This window comes from Pseudomonas sp. NPDC085632, from assembly GCF_044541255.1.
GTDB lineage: Bacteria > Pseudomonadota > Gammaproteobacteria > Pseudomonadales > Pseudomonadaceae > Aquipseudomonas.
In genome coordinates this window covers 1-15,688 of the sequence record NZ_JBITSX010000043.1, presented here as the reverse complement: position 1 = coordinate 15,688, position 15,688 = coordinate 1, and the positions used below count along the sequence as shown (strand labels likewise).

At 57.6% G+C, this 15,688-nt stretch carries 18 protein-coding genes; 9 read left to right on the top strand and 9 right to left on the bottom strand.

Annotated elements, in window-relative coordinates; genetic code table 11:
• Positions 1 to 5 precede the first annotated feature (5 nt).
• From trpD to ACIF4X_RS22355, 3 genes are all read left to right on the top strand, one after another.
• Entirely contained in the window at positions 6 to 1,055 is a 1,050-nt protein-coding gene (trpD, locus tag ACIF4X_RS22365) for an anthranilate phosphoribosyltransferase (RefSeq protein ID WP_397483766.1), read from the top strand.
• Positions 1,052 to 1,888, top strand: coding sequence for an indole-3-glycerol phosphate synthase TrpC (gene trpC / locus ACIF4X_RS22360; protein WP_397483765.1), 837 nt, complete (start codon positions 1,052 to 1,054; stop codon positions 1,886 to 1,888). Before trpD ends, trpC begins: the two co-directional genes overlap by 4 nt.
• A gap of 98 nt (positions 1,889 to 1,986) precedes the next feature.
• Positions 1,987 to 2,688 carry a biotin/lipoate A/B protein ligase family protein gene (locus ACIF4X_RS22355; protein WP_397483764.1) on the top strand — a complete coding sequence of 234 codons (702 nt, stop codon included), beginning with the start codon at positions 1,987 to 1,989 and terminating at the stop codon, positions 2,686 to 2,688.
• A gap of 9 nt (positions 2,689 to 2,697) precedes the next feature.
• On the opposite strand, the gene crp is transcribed toward ACIF4X_RS22355, so the two are convergent.
• Positions 2,698 to 3,342 carry a cAMP-activated global transcriptional regulator CRP gene (gene crp, locus ACIF4X_RS22350; protein ID WP_008088598.1) on the bottom strand — a complete coding sequence of 215 codons (645 nt, stop codon included), beginning with the start codon at positions 3,340 to 3,342 and terminating at the stop codon, positions 2,698 to 2,700.
• 235 nt (positions 3,343 to 3,577) lie between these two features.
• Here crp and ACIF4X_RS22345 point away from each other — a divergent pair, with 235 nt between their 5' ends.
• Positions 3,578 to 4,000, top strand: coding sequence for an OsmC family protein (locus ACIF4X_RS22345; protein WP_003228794.1), 423 nt, complete (start codon positions 3,578 to 3,580; stop codon positions 3,998 to 4,000).
• Positions 4,001 to 4,237: 237 nt separating this feature from the next.
• A complete protein-coding gene (gene speD / locus ACIF4X_RS22340; RefSeq protein ID WP_016983471.1) occupies positions 4,238 to 5,032 on the top strand; it encodes an adenosylmethionine decarboxylase in 795 nt (264 codons plus the stop codon).
• 119 nt (positions 5,033 to 5,151) lie between these two features.
• On the opposite strand, the gene coq7 is transcribed toward speD, so the two are convergent.
• Positions 5,152 to 5,799 carry a 2-polyprenyl-3-methyl-6-methoxy-1,4-benzoquinone monooxygenase gene (gene coq7 / locus ACIF4X_RS22335; protein WP_397483763.1) on the bottom strand — a complete coding sequence of 216 codons (648 nt, stop codon included), beginning with the start codon at positions 5,797 to 5,799 and terminating at the stop codon, positions 5,152 to 5,154.
• Between coq7 and ACIF4X_RS22330 the strand changes: the two genes are divergently transcribed.
• Positions 5,798 to 5,968: a hypothetical protein gene (locus tag ACIF4X_RS22330; protein ID WP_397483762.1), complete on the top strand. Its 171-nt coding sequence runs from the start codon at positions 5,798 to 5,800 to the stop codon at positions 5,966 to 5,968. The two genes, coq7 and ACIF4X_RS22330, sit on opposite strands and share 2 nt — an antisense overlap.
• A gap of 66 nt (positions 5,969 to 6,034) precedes the next feature.
• Here the strand turns inward: ACIF4X_RS22330 and ACIF4X_RS22325 are convergent, their stop codons facing one another.
• The 5 genes from ACIF4X_RS22325 to hemJ form a co-directional block, all read right to left on the bottom strand.
• A complete protein-coding gene (locus ACIF4X_RS22325; RefSeq protein WP_003228789.1) occupies positions 6,035 to 6,373 on the bottom strand; it encodes a histidine triad nucleotide-binding protein in 339 nt (112 codons plus the stop codon).
• 57 nt (positions 6,374 to 6,430) lie between these two features.
• Entirely contained in the window at positions 6,431 to 7,219 is a 789-nt protein-coding gene (locus ACIF4X_RS22320) for an SDR family NAD(P)-dependent oxidoreductase (protein WP_397483761.1), read from the bottom strand.
• 61 nt (positions 7,220 to 7,280) lie between these two features.
• Complete coding sequence (locus ACIF4X_RS22315) at positions 7,281 to 8,231, bottom strand: DUF805 domain-containing protein (protein WP_397483760.1); 951 nt, start codon at positions 8,229 to 8,231, stop codon at positions 7,281 to 7,283.
• Between the two features lie 78 nt (positions 8,232 to 8,309).
• Positions 8,310 to 9,278 carry an NAD(P)H-dependent flavin oxidoreductase gene (locus ACIF4X_RS22310; RefSeq protein ID WP_397483759.1) on the bottom strand — a complete coding sequence of 323 codons (969 nt, stop codon included), beginning with the start codon at positions 9,276 to 9,278 and terminating at the stop codon, positions 8,310 to 8,312.
• Positions 9,279 to 9,311: 33 nt separating this feature from the next.
• Positions 9,312 to 9,740 carry a protoporphyrinogen oxidase HemJ gene (gene hemJ / locus ACIF4X_RS22305; protein ID WP_397483758.1) on the bottom strand — a complete coding sequence of 143 codons (429 nt, stop codon included), beginning with the start codon at positions 9,738 to 9,740 and terminating at the stop codon, positions 9,312 to 9,314.
• Positions 9,741 to 9,873: 133 nt separating this feature from the next.
• Here hemJ and argC point away from each other — a divergent pair, with 133 nt between their 5' ends.
• Positions 9,874 to 10,908 carry an N-acetyl-gamma-glutamyl-phosphate reductase gene (gene argC, locus ACIF4X_RS22300; protein WP_034155112.1) on the top strand — a complete coding sequence of 345 codons (1,035 nt, stop codon included), beginning with the start codon at positions 9,874 to 9,876 and terminating at the stop codon, positions 10,906 to 10,908.
• 168 nt (positions 10,909 to 11,076) lie between these two features.
• Positions 11,077 to 11,427, top strand: coding sequence for an iron-sulfur cluster insertion protein ErpA (gene erpA, locus ACIF4X_RS22295; RefSeq protein WP_003176443.1), 351 nt, complete (start codon positions 11,077 to 11,079; stop codon positions 11,425 to 11,427).
• Between the two features lie 70 nt (positions 11,428 to 11,497).
• On the opposite strand, the gene ACIF4X_RS22290 is transcribed toward erpA, so the two are convergent.
• Together ACIF4X_RS22290 and ACIF4X_RS22285 are read right to left on the bottom strand one after the other, a co-directional pair.
• Entirely contained in the window at positions 11,498 to 12,589 is a 1,092-nt protein-coding gene (locus ACIF4X_RS22290) for an anhydro-N-acetylmuramic acid kinase (protein WP_397483757.1), read from the bottom strand.
• Between the two features lie 3 nt (positions 12,590 to 12,592).
• Positions 12,593 to 14,011: a peptidoglycan DD-metalloendopeptidase family protein gene (locus tag ACIF4X_RS22285; protein WP_397483756.1), complete on the bottom strand. Its 1,419-nt coding sequence runs from the start codon at positions 14,009 to 14,011 to the stop codon at positions 12,593 to 12,595.
• 212 nt (positions 14,012 to 14,223) lie between these two features.
• On the opposite strand from ACIF4X_RS22285, the gene tyrS reads away from it, so the two are divergent.
• Positions 14,224 to 15,423, top strand: a complete 1,200-nt coding sequence (gene tyrS, locus ACIF4X_RS22280; protein ID WP_397483755.1) for a tyrosine--tRNA ligase — start codon at positions 14,224 to 14,226, stop codon at positions 15,421 to 15,423.
• The last annotated feature ends 265 nt before the right edge of the window (positions 15,424 to 15,688 follow it).

Genomic DNA, 15,688 nt, shown 5'->3' with positions numbered 1-15,688 from the left:
TTCCCATGAATATCAAGACAGCCCTGAGCCGTATCGTCGATCACCTCGACCTCAGCACTGATGAAATGCGCGACGTGATGCGCGAAATCATGACTGGCCAATGCTCTGACGCGCAGATCGGCGCGTTCATGATGGCCATGCGCATGAAGAGTGAGAGCATCGACGAAATCGTCGGCGCCGTGTCGGTGATGCGTGAACTGGCCGATCAGGTTGAACTCAAGACCCTCGACGGCGTGGTCGATGTGGTCGGTACCGGCGGTGACGGCGCGAACATCTTCAACGTATCGACTGCTTCTTCGTTTGTTGTTGCCGCTGCCGGTTGTACCGTGGCCAAGCACGGTAACCGCGCGGTCTCGGGCAAAAGCGGCAGCGCCGACCTGTTGGAAGCGGCCGGCATCTATCTGAACCTGACGCCGGTGCAGGTTGCGCGTTGCATCGACAACGTCGGCATCGGTTTCATGTTCGCCCAGACCCACCACAAAGCCATGAAGTACGCCGCCGGCCCGCGCCGCGATCTCGGCCTGCGTACGCTGTTCAACATGCTCGGCCCGCTTACGAATCCGGCCGGTGTGAAACATCAGGTGGTGGGCGTATTCACCCAGGCACTGTGCCGGCCATTGGCCGAAGTCTTGCAGCGTCTGGGCAGCAAACATGTGCTGGTGGTGCATTCGAAGGACGGCCTGGACGAGTTCAGTCTCGCCGCACCGACCTTCGTTGCCGAGCTGAAAAACAATGAAATCACTGAATATTGGGTCGAGCCGGAAGACCTCGGCATGAAGAGCCAGAGCCTGCACGGCCTGTCGGTCGACGGCCCGGACGCCTCGCTGGCGCTGATCCGCGATGCCCTCGGCAAGCGCAAAACCGAAAACGGCCAGAAAGCCGCCGAAATGATTGTGCTCAACGCCGGTGCTGCGCTTTACGCCGCCGACGTGGCCAGCAGTTTGAAACAGGGTGTCGAGCTTGCGCACGACGCGCTGCACACCGGCCTCGCTCGGGAAAAACTCGAGGAGCTGGGTGCCTTTACCGCGGTATTCAGAGTGGAGAATGAAGGATGAGTGTACCGACGGTTCTGGAAAACATTCTGGCGCGCAAAGTTCAGGAAGTCGCCGAGCGTAGCGCTCGCGTCAGCCTGAGCGAGCTGGAAAGTCTGGCCAAGGCGGCCGATGCACCTCGTGGTTTTGCCCAGGCATTGCTGGCACAAGCCAAGAAGAAGCAGCCTGCGGTGATCGCCGAAATCAAAAAGGCCTCGCCGAGCAAAGGCGTGATTCGCGAGGACTTCGTTCCCGCCGACATCGCCAAAAGCTACGAGAAGGGTGGGGCGACCTGTCTTTCCGTACTGACCGATATCGACTACTTCCAGGGCGCTGATGCCTACCTGCAACAGGCCCGTGCCGCGTGCAAACTGCCGGTGATCCGCAAGGACTTCATGATTGATCCGTACCAGATCGTCGAAGCCCGTGCGCTGGGCGCCGACTGCGTGCTGTTGATCGTCTCCGCACTGGATGACGTGAAAATGGCCGAGCTGGCCGCCGTCGCCAAAAGCGTCGGTCTCGATGTGCTGGTCGAAGTACATGATGGCGATGAGCTGGAGCGCGCCTTGAAAACCCTCGACACGCCGCTGGTGGGGGTCAACAACCGTAACCTGCACACCTTTGATGTCAGCCTGGAAACCACCCTAGACCTCCTGCCGCGCATCCCGCGCGATCGTCTGGTGATTACCGAGAGCGGCATTCTCAATCGCGCTGATGTCGAGCTGATGGAAATCAGCGACGTGTATTCGTTCCTGGTCGGCGAAGCGTTCATGCGTGCGGAGAATCCGGGCACTGAGCTGCAGCGCCTGTTCTTTCCGGAGCGTGGCACTTCGATCAGCGGTTCGACCCTCGACTGATCAAGTCTTTGCAGGCGCCCGCGTCCCCTGTGGGAGCGGGCTTGCCCGCGAAGAGGCCAGTCAATTCCCTAAAGATTCCAAATCTGCCGGAGCCCTCCATGTCGCTGCCAATCCCCCTGACCATCGAAGCCGGCCTGCAGGCCGAACAGGATTTGCTGGCCTCGGTCTGCGCCGGCGACTCAGAATTCGGCCTGCTGTTCTGGCAACCCAGCGATCGCGCCCTGGTCATGCCACGCCGCCTCAATCGCTTGCCCGCTTTCGACCACGCCTGCGAAGTCTCCGCTGCCGCCGGTTGGCCGGTCCTGCTGCGTGAAACCGGCGGCGAACCCGTCCCGCAATCCGCCGCCACGATCAATATCGCCCTGGTTTACGCACCACCACGCAGCGAAGGTGATTTGAACCGCATAGAAACCGGCTACCACCGTCTCTGCGATCCGATCTGTCAGTTGCTGGACGAGTTGGGTGGCACATCATCGCTGGGCGAAATCGACGGAGCATTCTGCGACGGCCGCTTCAACGTCAATCTCGATGGACGCAAAATGGTCGGCACCGCCCAGCGCTGGCGCCAGAGTCAGGGCGGACAGCGTCCGGTCGGTCTGGTGCACGGTGCGATGCTGATGGATAACGAGCGCGAGTCGATGGTTGCGGCGGTCAATCGCTTCAACGAAGCGTGCGGCCTGGAGCAACGTGTGCGGGCTGAAAGCCACATTGCCCTGCATGAAAAATTCAACGCGCCACAGGCCTTGGCGCGTCTCGATGAGCTGTTTCGTCTGATGCTGGCGCAGATGTACAGCGCCTGATATTCGGGCTTACCGCGTACCGAAGACCACCATGGTCTTGCCTTTCACATCGACCAGGTTGCGTTCCTCAAGATCCTTGAGCACGCGACCGACCATCTCCCGCGAGCAACCGACAATCCGGCCGATTTCCTGACGGGTCACCTTGATCTGCATACCGTCAGGGTGGGTCATCGCATCGGGTTGTTTGCACAGTTCCAGCAGACAACGCGCAACTCGACCGGTGACATCGAAGAACGCCAGATCGCCAACCTTGCGCGTGGTGTTGCGCAGACGTTGTGCGATTTGTCCGCTGAGGACGTAAAGAATGTCCGGATCTTGCTGCGACAGTTCGCGGAACTTGGCGTAGCTGATTTCCGCCGTTTCGCATTCGACCTTGGCCCGCACCCAAGCGCTGCGTTCCTGTTCTTGACCCGCTTGCTCGAACAGGCCCAGCTCACCAAAGAAATCTCCAGCGTTGAGGTAAGCGATGATCATCTCGCGGCCGTCGTCATCCTCGATCAGGATCGTCACCGAGCCCTTGATGATGAAGTACAGCGTGTCCGAGCGATCGCCCGCACAGATGATATTGCTTTTGGCCGCATGGCGACGGCGCTGGCAATGCATCAACAGCTTGTCGAGGTTCTTGATTTTGGGTGTGGGGGTAATAGCAACCATGGTTGTATCCCGAAAAGACTGCACGGTGATGTTTGATTTTTTTATGAGGCGCTGAAGGCGGTCGCTACACAGCCGGCATGGGCGCCAGCGAATTGGCGCCAGCTTAACAGACACTTCGTCGCAAATTCGAGAAATTACCTACAGCACAGAAGCATCTGTCCTAGGAACGTCGCTCGCTGTCCGGGCAAAGCCCTGTGCTAAGCTGGCGACCCTTTTTTACAGTGGAGTCTGGGCGATGAAGGCACGCATCCAATGGGCTGGCGAAGCCATGTTCCTCGGCGAATCCGGTAGCGGTCATGTCGTGGTGATGGACGGTCCGCCGGACGCCGGTGGCCGTAATCTGGGTGTTCGCCCGATGGAAATGCTCCTGCTGGGCGTGGGCGGTTGCAGCAACTTCGACGTGGTCAGCATTCTGAAGAAGTCCCGTCAGGCCGTTGAAAGCTGCGAAGCCTTCCTCGAAGCCGAGCGCGCGACCGAAGATCCGAAGGTGTTTACCAAGATCCACATGCATTTCGTGGTCAAGGGTCGTGGTCTGAAAGAAGCCCAGGTCAAGCGCGCGATCGAGCTGTCCGCCGAGAAGTATTGCTCGGCCTCGATCATGCTCGGCGCCGCTGGCGTGGCAATCACCCACGATTACGAGATCGTCGAACTCGGTTGAACCGACATTCAACTATCATAAAAGCAGTGCAGACTCTGGCGATCCCCCGCTGACGTCTGCATAATGCGCCACTTTTTTCAGGGCAGTGATCGGTCAGCCGACAGGTCATCCGCCTGAACAGATAACCAAAATCGCCATCGCGAAGAGGTGTTAACCGTCCTACGCAGGTGCGTCGTTCGCACTTGACGGGCATGCTTGATCACGCGGCTGCGCCGCATACATAGAGAGTTTTTAACGGTGAAAAGCAAACTCAAGCTCCACGGGTTCAATAACCTGACAAAGACCTTGAGCTTCAACATCTATGACATCTGCTACGCGGAAACCCCGCAAGACCAGCAGGCCTACGTCGAGTACATCAATCAAGAGTACAACGCGAAACGCCTGACGCAGATTCTCACAGAAGTTGTCGAGATCATTGGTGCCAACATCCTGAACATTGCCAGTCAGGACTATGAACCTCAGGGCGCCAGCGTCACGATTCTGATTTCTGAAGAGCCGGTAACCCCGACTGAAAGCCAGATCGAAGAGTCGCCGGGCCCGTTGCCCGAAATTATCCTGGCCCACCTCGACAAGAGTCATATCACGGTGCACACCTACCCGGAAATCCATCCGGACGACGGTATTGCAACCTTCCGTGTGGACATCGACGTGTCGACTTGTGGTGTCATCTCACCGCTGAAAGCGCTCAATTTCCTCATTCACCAGTTCGATTCGGACATCGTGACTGTGGATTACCGTGTGCGCGGCTTCACCCGTGACGTTGAAGGCAACAAGCACTTCATCGACCACGAGATCAATTCGATCCAGAACTACCTCTCCGAAGACACTCGCGACGCGTACCAGATGACCGACGTGAACGTGTACCAGGAAAATCTGTTCCACACCAAAATGCTGCTGAAGAACTTCGAACTGGATAACTACCTGTTCGGCGACGCCACCAGCAACCTGTCTCCCGAGCAACGCGCTCAGGTGACCGACCGGGTGAAACACGAAATGCTCGAAATCTTCTACGCGCGCAACATGCCTACCTAAGATTCCCGGGTACAAAAAAAGGCGACTGTCTCACGACGGTCGCCTTTTTCATGCCTGAAACAAAGACCCCTGTGGGAGCTGGCTTGCCAGCGATGGGGCCCTTTCTGGCAATACAACCCTCAAATCCGATAAGTACTCTTGGTCATCACCTTGGCCAGAATACTCATCCCGAACTTCACCGGCGCCGGAAAACGGAAACCGCCAGCCTCCAATGCACTCTCCGCATGATGCTCTTCATCAATGCGCATCTGCTCGAGAATCGCCCGGGACTTCTCATCCTCCGCCGGCAACTGTTCCAGGTGTTCGTTCAGATGCTTGCACACCTGATGCTCGGTTGCCGCGACAAACCCGAGGCTGACCTTGTCGCTGATCAATCCGGCCACCGCGCCGATCCCGAACGACATCCCATAAAACAGTGGATTCAAAACGCTGGTATGGCTGCCCAACTGATGAATGCGCTGTTCGCACCAGACCAGGTGATCAATCTCTTCTTCGGCTGCGTGCTCCATGGCCGCGCGCACTTGCGGTAGCTTGGCGGTCAGCGCCTGCCCCTGATACAGCGCCTGGGCGCAGACTTCACCGGTGTGATTGATGCGCATCAGGCCGGCGACGTGGCGGGTGTCTTCATCGCTCATCTGCGTCTCCGGCTGCAGAATGGCTGGCGACGGACGGTACGGCTGGCCGCTGAAGGGCAGCAGGGTACGCATCGCGGCATCGGCTTGCAGCAGAAGACGGTCAATCGGCGAGTAGTGACGTTGGGTAGTCATGCTGACCTCCGGGAAGAATCTCGGCGACCAGTTTAACCGAATCGGCCGGGGAAGGTTTGCGCTGGGTCATGCCGCGCTTGATCTGCTTGATCTGCTTGATCTGTTTGATCTGCTTTATGTAGGAGCTGCCGAAGGCTACGATCTTTTGATCCTGGTGTTAATTCTCTAAAGATCAAAAGATCGCAGCCTTCGGCAGCTCCTACAGGTGACAAAGCGCAGGACTGCTCGGTGAATTTTAACCCGGTGGCCAGTTCATCTGGCGCTGACCGAGTACGTGCATATGAATGTGATAGACCGTCTGGCCGCCCTTTTCATTGCAGTTCATCACCACGCGGAAACCTTCTTCGCAACCCAGCTCCAGCGCCAGACGCTGCGCAGTGAACAGAATATGCCCGGCCAGTGCCTTGTCGTCTTCGGTCAGGTCATTGAGGGTGCGCACCGGTTTCTTCGGGATCACCAGGAAATGCACCGGTGCCTGAGGGGCGATGTCGTGAAACGCCAGAACCTGGTCGTCTTCGTAAATGATCTTGGCCGGGATCTCCCGGTTGATGATCTTGGTGAACAGAGTATCCACTGCTGTTTTCTCCGTTGTTTGGGCTGAATCGAGTGTACCGCGTTGAGTCCGGATTCTTCAGCGCGGGCAATAGGCTTTGTTGACCATGCCGACAATGGTGCGATTAAGCCAGCGCGAACCAAGTCGCGGCAAAAAGGCTAGCCAGCGGTTGCGGCGCCCCGGGATGATGATCGCCCGGTTCTTGTCGAGGGCACGCACGGTGTATAGCGCAACTTCCTCTGGGCTCATCAGCAGTTTGCTGTCTTTGAGTTTGTCGCTGTTGAGTTGCGCCGTGCGGAAAAAAGCCGTACGCGTCGGGCCGGGGCAAAGCACCGAAACCTTCACTGCACTCTGTTTGAGCTCTACTCGCAAGGCTTCGGAGAAGTGCAGAACATAGGCCTTGCTGGCGTAATAAGTGCTCATCCACGGGCCGGGATTGAACGCGGCCACCGAAGCAACGTTGAGAATCTGCCCGCCACCCTGCAGCGCCATGCTGTTGCCGATCGCGTGGCACAGGCGGGTGAGGGCGAGGATGTTCACTTCGATCAGGTCCTGCTCGGTCATCCAGTCCTGCGCGAGAAACGGGCCGCAGGTGCCAATGCCCGCGCAATTCACCAGCAAGTCGATCTGCCGGTCGCCTTCTTCCAGCTCCAGCAAGAAGCCGGACAAGCGCAGCGGCTCGCCCAGGTCGCAGGCGCGGAACAACACCTCGACGCCGAAGCGCTGGGTCAACTCGATCGCAATACTTTCCAGCTGATCACGCTGTCGAGCCACAAGAATCAAACTGCGGCCGCGCCGGGCCAGCGCTTCGGCCATGGCCAGGCCAATGCCGCTGGAAGCGCCAGTGATCAGAGCGTAACGGGTCATGCAATTCTCCATCGCAACAGCTCCGCGCCAGCGACGCGGGTGTCACGGCGGGGAGCGCTGTTCATTCTTTCGCAGAGTCTACAGGGGCCTGCGCCGCTTCGGCGGCTTCGTCGGCGGAATCCACGGGTGATTCGACTTCTACTTCGACTTCATCGGTGGTCACCGAGCCACTTTCGTAGCTGCTTTCCAGGTTGCTTTCGTATTCCTGCTGGATCGCCGAGATCCCGCCCAGCATTCCACCTGCAAAAATCAGCGCGAAGAACACGATCCACAGTGAACACAGCACTTTCACTGCGGTGCTGTTGGGCGGTGGGGGAGGGCCATAGCGATTGGCGCCGGTGTTGCCCGGTACGGCCATGATCACCAGCGGAAAGAAACTGCCCACGAAAGGCACCAGGTTCAGCAGCCAGAGCCAACCCGACCAACCGATGTCGTGCAGGCGTTGAACGCTGAACAGAATGCTGACAATCAGGAAAGCGATAAACAGGAAGAAGGCGAAGATCCCGCCGATGATCAGGCCGGTAGTGGAATCACCGCTGACCAGCCCAAGAGCCAGCAGGGCGAATACGCCGACAATGGGCAAGGTCACCAGGCTCAGCACCATCGTCCACGCCAGAAAACGTAGGCGTCCGATTCGACCTTCGACGCTGAACGGCTTGAGCGTGGCGAACGCCGGCAGACTCTCACCGACGCTGGCACGAGGGGGCGCATATGGAGAGTCAGGTTCCGCGACAACCGGCGCATGCTCATGAACATCGGCCAGATTCAGCTCAATGGCTGTTTCCGTTTCGATTCGCGCAGCGATCCCGGTTTTGTTCAGTGCCTGCAGGTATGTTTGAGCATCACTGTGGGAGAGTTCGCGCTTGAGCGCGACGACGCTGCCGTTAAAAAGACGCTCAATGGCAGTCACATCGCTTTTGAACAGATCCGCCAGATTGAGTTTGGCAGTGGTGATATCGACACCGGGCTGTAGAGCACCGTCGAACACGATCTTGTAACGGGGTTCGCTCATGGCCGAGGCATCCTTGTCGCGAATGGATTGAAAGATCAGCAGTGTAAAGCCAGTCCATTGGGGCTGGCCTGATTTTTCTCAGCGTGGCCAGCGTTTCGGCAACTGTGCCGCGCGTTCCTGTGCCTGGCGATACTCGGCGTCCAGTCGTGCGATCAAATGATCCACGCTCGGCAGATCATTGATCTGCCCTACGCCTTGACCGGCGGACCAAACGGTTTTCCAGGCTTTGGCTTCATCACTGATCGGCTTGAGCTTGTCACCAAAATTCACTTCGCCTTTGCCTTGCAAAGCCGCCATATCGAAGCCGGCCGCCTCTAGACTCTGGCGCATAAAACTCGCCGGTACTCCCGACACCGCTGGAGTATGGATGATGTCTGCAGCCTTGGCTGTCAGCAGCATCTCCTTGTAGGCGTCAGGCGCATGACTTTCTGTGGTACCGATAAATCGCGTACCGAAGTAGGCCAAATCCGCGCCGAGCAATTGCGCGGCGAGAATCTCATGACCGTGGTTAAGACATCCTGCAAGCAGCAGGGTTTTATCGAAGAACTGGCGAATCTCTGCGATCAGCGCGAATGGACTCCAGGTCCCGGCATGGCCCCCGGCGCCGGCTGCAACGGCGATCAAGCCGTCGACACCGGCCTCGGCCGCTTTCTCGGCATGCCGGCGAGTGGTGACGTCATGGAAGACCAGGCCGCCATAGCTGTGTACCGCGTCGACCAGTTCCTTCACCGCGCCGAGGCTGGTGATGACGATTGGCACTTTGTGCTCGACGCAGATGTTCAGATCCGCCTGCAAGCGCGGGTTGCTGTTGTGCACGATCAGGTTCACCGCGTACGGCGCCGGGTTATCCAGTGTCGCCAGTCCCGCTTCGATCTGTTCCAGCCAGGCCTTGAACCCGCTGCTTTCGCGCTGGTTCAGTGCCGGGAAGCTACCGACCACGCCATTGCGGCAGCAGGCGAGCACCAGCTCAGGATTGGATATCAGAAACATCGGCGCCGCGACTACAGGCAGACGCAGACGTTGTTCGAGCAAAGCGGGCAGCGACATTATGGATACCCCAAAGATCTGTAGTTGTTGAAGTTAGAACGGCTTGACCACAACCAGAATTACGATAGCCAGCAATATCAGAACCGGCACTTCATTGAACCAGCGATAAAAGACATGGCTGCGGGTGTTTTCGCCACGGGCAAAACGTTTTACCTGAGCGCCGCACATGTGGTGGTAGCCGATCAGCAACACGACCAGGGTCAGCTTGGCGTGAATCCAGCCGCCCATGCTGAAGATGCCCGGGTTGAGATAGATCAGCCAGCCGCCGAAGATCAGCGTGGCGATCATCGCCGGACCCATGATGCCGCGGTATAGCTTGCGCTCCATGAGGCTGAAGCGCTCTTTGCTGATCGTGTCGTCGCTCTGCGCGTGATAAACGAACAGTCGCGGCAAATAAAACAGCCCGGCAAACCAGCAAACGACACTGACAATGTGAAACGCTTTGATCCACAGATAGAGCATTTTAGTTATTCCCTAATTCACGGTAAGCCGGATAGTAGAGGCTTGAGCGTCCACACGTCACCTTGACGGTTGTCGCAGGCGCGCGCGGTCCCTATTATCGACGGCTTTCCAGTAGGTTCTTTGAGGGCAGGTTATGGTCAAGGTCGGTATCGTCGGCGGCACGGGTTACACCGGTGTCGAACTGCTGCGTCTGTTGGCGCAGCATCCGCAGGCAGAAGTGGTTGTGATCACTTCCCGATCCGAGGCCGGTCTGGCCGTGGCTGATATGTACCCGAACCTGCGCGGTCACTACGACGGCCTGGCCTTCAGCGTGCCGGACATCAAGACCTTGGGCGCTTGCGACGTGGTGTTCTTCGCCACCCCGCACGGTGTCGCTCACGCTTTGGCCGGCGAATTGCTGGCGGCGGGCACCAAGGTCATCGACCTGTCGGCCGACTTCCGCCTGCAAGACGCTGAAGAGTGGGCCAAGTGGTACGGTCAGCCGCACGGCGCGCCGGAGTTGCTGGACGAAGCGGTTTACGGTCTGCCGGAAGTCAATCGCGAGCAGATCAAGAAAGCTCGCCTGATCGCCGTGCCGGGTTGCTATCCGACTGCGACGCAGCTGGGTTTTCTGCCGTTGCTGGAAGCTGGTCTGGCGGACACTTCGCGTCTGATCGCCGACTGCAAATCCGGTGTTAGTGGTGCCGGTCGCGGTGCGGCTGTCGGCTCTCTGTACTCCGAAACATCGGAAAGCATGAAGGCCTATGCGGTAAAAGGTCACCGTCACCTGCCGGAAATACGCCAGGGTTTGCGTCGCGCAGCGGGCAAGGACGTTGGTCTGACTTTCGTTCCGCACCTGACCCCGATGATTCGTGGCATTCACTCCACGCTTTACGCGACCGTGGTTGATCGTTCGGTGGATCTGCAGGCGTTGTTCGAAAAGCGTTACGCCAACGAACCGTTCGTCGATGTAATGCCTGCCGGCAGCCATCCGGAAACCCGTAGCGTGCGTGGCGCCAACGTTTGCCGTATCGCCGTTCACCGTCCGCAGGATGGCGATCTGGTGGTGGTGCTTTCGGTGATCGACAACCTGGTCAAAGGCGCGTCGGGCCAAGCTGTGCAAAACATGAACATCCTGTTCGGTCTGGACGAGCGCTTCGGTTTGTCCCACGCCGGTATGCTGCCGTAACACTTTAAGCTGCATAGCAAAAAGGCCCGTTAAACGGGCCTTTTTACATTCTGAACAGCTCGTCGGCTTTATTGATATACCGTAACAATAGTTGACCGATTTTCTCGGACAAGCGGATAATGCGCGTCATCACGCATTATGGCGGCGTAACGCCGGGAGATAGTCAGCATGAGCGTCGAATCCTTCACCCCCACGGCTTTGCAATTCACCCACGGTGCTGCGCACAAGGTGAAGAGCCTGGTCGATGAAGAGGGGAATGATCGCTTGAAGCTGCGCGTATTCGTTACGGGCGGCGGTTGTTCAGGTTTTCAGTACGGTTTCACCTTCGATGAAGATGTGGCCGATGACGACACCATCGTCGAGCGCGAAGGCGTGAGTCTGGTGGTTGATCCAATGAGCTTTCAGTACCTGGCCGGTGCTGAAGTGGACTACCAGGAAGGTCTGGAAGGTTCGCGTTTCGTGATCAAGAACCCGAACGCCACCACGACGTGTGGTTGCGGGTCTTCGTTCTCGATCTGATCGCTCGTTACAGACAACAAAACGCCGCAGAGCCTTACGGTTCTGCGGCGTTTTGCTGTGTGCGAGTTAATCAGGCTGGATAGATGGCGCCGAGTACCCGTAGACCGTGTGCGCCTGTGACGCTTGGGCGGTTGGCGGCGATCCCTTCGAGGCAGCAATGGGCCAGCCATGCGAACGCCATGGCTTCTACCCAGTCCGGATCAACGCCATGGGTCTTGGTGCTGGCTACCGTCGTGTCGGGTAGCAGGTCGGCCAAGCGTTTCATCAGTGTGCTGTTGTGTGCACCGCCGCCGCAGACCAACAACTCTTGGGTATCGGATTGAGCGCTGTGCAGCGACTCGACGATGGTCAGCGCGGTCAGCTCAAGCAATGTGGCCTGCACGTTTTCCGCAGCGAAGGCTGGGAGCCGTGACAGATGTTGCTCCAGCCAGGCCAGGTTGAACACCTCGCGGCCGGTACTTTTTGGGCCCTTGGTAACGAAGAACGGATCGCTGAGCAGTGCTTCCAGCAACGTCGGTTCTACCGAACCGGTTTTTGCCCAGTCGCCATTACGATCGTAGTTTTCACCACGCTGCTGCTGAATCCAGGCGTCCATCAGCACATTCCCTGGGCCGCAGTCGAAACCGGCTACAGGCTTGGTCGGCTCTATCAGACTCAAATTGCTGAAACCGCCGACATTCAAGACGGCCTGGTTGCCGGTACGCTCTTCGAACAAAGCTTCATGAAACGCAGGAACCAACGGAGCACCTTGGCCGCCGGCTGCGACATCGCGGCTGCGGAAGTCGCTGACGACAGTGATCTCGGTCAGTTCGGTCAGCAGGGCCGGGTTGCCGATCTGCACGGTGAAACCGCGCGCCGGTTCGTGGCGAATGGTCTGGCCGTGGCTGCCAATTGCTCGAATGTCTTGGGGTTTGAGTTGTTGCTGAGCGAGGAGGGTGTGAATGCCCTGCGCAGCGAGCTTTACCCAGTTCTGCTGGGCAATCGCCGATCGGGCGATTTCGTCAGGACCGCTGACGCACAAGCCGAGCAGCTCGGCGCGCAGGGACTCAGGCATGGGAATGTAGTGCGTGGCGATCAAGTTGATCGCCGAGGTCTGTTCGATCAGGGCAATGTCCAGACCGTCGAGGCTGGTTCCGGACATTACGCCGATATACAGGGCCATGACTTAACGCTTGCTCGAAGCCAGCATGGTGGCCTTCTCTTGATCCATGCGTGCCATCAGCGGTTGGCTCTGTGCGAGGAAGCGAGCGCGTTCGGCCTTGGCTATCGGGTCAGCCATCGGCAGCTTCTGCCCCAGTGGGTCGACGTGAACGCCGTTGACCTGGAATTCATAATGCAAGTGCGGGCCGGTGGACAGGCCGGTGGTGCCGATGTAGCCGATGACTTGGCCCTGTTTCACGGTACCGCCAGTCTTCACGCCTTTGGCGAAGCCTTGCATGTGGCCGTAGAGCGTGCGGTAGGTGTTGCCGTGCTGAATGATGACGGTATTGCCATAGCCACCACGACGTCCGGCCAGCAGCACTTTACCGTCACCGGCAGCCTTGATTGGCGTACCGCGTGGCGCTGCGTAATCGACGCCTTTGTGGGCGCGGATCTTGTTGAGGATCGGGTGCTTGCGGCCCATTGAGAACTTCGAGCTGATGCGGGCGAAATCCACCGGCGTACGGATAAACGCCTTGCGCATGCTATTGCCGTCAGCCGTGTAGTAACTGCTGTTGCCTTGCTTGTTGGTGTAACGCACAGCGGTGTAGGTTTTGCCGCGGTTGGTAAAACGGGCAGACAGGATCGGGCCATTGCCAACCGATTTGCCGTTAACCACTTTCTGCTCGTAGATCACATCAAATTCGTCGCCTTGGCGGATGTCCTGGGCGAAGTCGACGTCGTAACCAAAGACGCTGGCCATATCCATGGTCAGGCTGTGCGAGAGGCCGGCACGGGCAGCGGATTGCGAAAGCGAGCTATTGATGACGCCGTGCACGTAAGCGGTGCGAACGGTGGGTTTTGCGGTGACCCGGTTGAAGGCATAACCCTTGTCATTCTTGGTCAGAGTAATGGTTTCGACGTCGCTGACCTTGCTGTGCAAACTGGTCAGTTGGCCTTCAGGGTTCAATTCGAATTCAAGTTTCTGGCCGTGTTTAAGCTGGCTGAACTGTTTAGCTTGCTTGTCGCTGGCCAGAACTTCATGAACGGAGGCGGCAGGCAGGCCGACCTTTTCGAACAGGGTCGACAGCGTATCGCCCTTGGCAACGATGACTTCACGGTGGCCAGGTGACTTTGGCTTTTCGGCGGCTGGCGCAGGTGCTGCTTCGGCGGTTTGCGGGGTGTTTTCGTCACTGTTTTCGATTTGAGCAAACGGCGAAGTTACCGGCTCATTTGTGGCTTGAGTCGCGTCAGCTGCGTCTTGATCTTGTGTCAGTTGTTCGGCAGGACTTTCCAGTTCAAGGCTCAGGGTCGTCTTTTTGGCTTCTACATCACTGGAAGGGAATACCAGGAGAGCCAGGCTGAGAAGGGCGGCGATTCCACTTGCAGCAAGCAGGTGGGTCTTCGGGTAAAGCGGGGGCGCTTTAGACGGTTCTGTGGTCATAGGTAATTTTGACTTTGAAAAATGATGAATTGGAAAAGATGAATGACATGATGAAGATGAAATAACTGTATAAAATATAACCAAATCATCTCTGAAGCAAGTCTACAGACAGCGCGTCTGTGGATTGGTGTCCGTGCGCCGGGCAAAACTTGTAATTGGTGCGCGATCTTGTATGGTTGGTTCCCTTTGAATCTGAGCCTTGCGGGTCTGTTATGAAGTCGGTTGAAGAGCAGCTAGCGCTGATTAAACGTGGTGCGGAAGAACTATTGGTCGAGTCCGAGCTGATCGAGAAGCTCAAGCGCGGCCAGCCGCTGCGTATCAAGGCTGGTTTTGATCCGACCGCCCCGGATCTGCACCTGGGTCATACCGTGCTTATTAATAAGCTGCGTCAGTTCCAGGAGCTGGGGCATCAGGTGATCTTCCTTATAGGTGACTTCACCGGGATGATCGGTGATCCGAGCGGCAAGAGCGCCACTCGTCCTCCGCTGACTCGCGAGCAGGTTCTGGAAAACGCCGAGACCTACAAGACTCAGGTTTTCAAGATTCTTGATCCGGCGAAAACTGAAGTTGCCTTCAACTCCACCTGGATGGATCAGATGGGGCCGGCGGATTTCATTCGCCTGACTTCGCAGTACACCGTTGCTCGTATGCTTGAGCGCGATGACTTCGACAAACGCTACACCACCAATCAGCCGATCGCTATTCACGAGTTCCTCTATCCGCTGGTTCAGGGTTACGACTCGGTGGCTTTACGCGCGGACGTTGAGCTGGGCGGTACTGATCAGAAGTTCAACTTGCTGATGGGGCGTGAGTTGCAGCGTGGTTATGGCCAGGAAGCGCAGTGCATTCTGACCATGCCGCTGCTTGAAGGTCTGGATGGCGTGAAGAAGATGTCCAAGTCGTTGGGCAACTACGTCGGAATCCAGGAGGCGCCGGGCGTCATGTACAGCAAGCTGGTTTCTATTCCGGATGCATTGATGTGGCGTTACTTCGAGCTGCTGAGCTTCCGCTCGATGGATGAGATCAATGCGTTGCGTGCCGATGTAGAGGCGGGCGCCAATCCGCGCGATGTCAAAATCAAGCTGGCTGAAGAGATCGTTGCGCGCTTCCATGGTGAAGAGGCGGCGGCCAATGCTCATCGTGCAGCGGGTAACCGTATGAAGGATGGTGAGTTGCCGGATGATCTGCCGGAGGTCGAACTGGTTTCCGCTGAAGACATGCCGATCGCGGCAGTCCTTAATAAAGCAGGCCTGGTGAAAAACTCGGCAGCGGCGCGCGACCTGTTGGCGTCCGGTGGTGTGCGCATTGATGGTGAGGTGGTTGATCGCTCCTTTATATATGTACTGGGTGCGACCCACGTTTGCCAGGCAGGCAAGAAGGCATTTGCACGTATCACTCTGAAATCTGAGTGATACTGAAAATAAGTGTTGACGGCGAATTTCAGGTGTCTATAATTCGCCCCACTTCCGGCGCAGTCGAAACGGAAAACTCCTTGAGATTCAAAGAGTTATGTAGGTTTCGGCGGCGGGTTGCTTCAGTTCATCGAAGCCAAAAGGAAGTTGAAAAAGAGGTGTTGACAGCGGCGTGTAACGCTGTAGAATTCGCCTCCCGCTTCGGAGAGATCTGAAGCGCAAGTGGTTGAAGTTGTTGAAGAATTCTTCGAAAACTTCTGAAAAT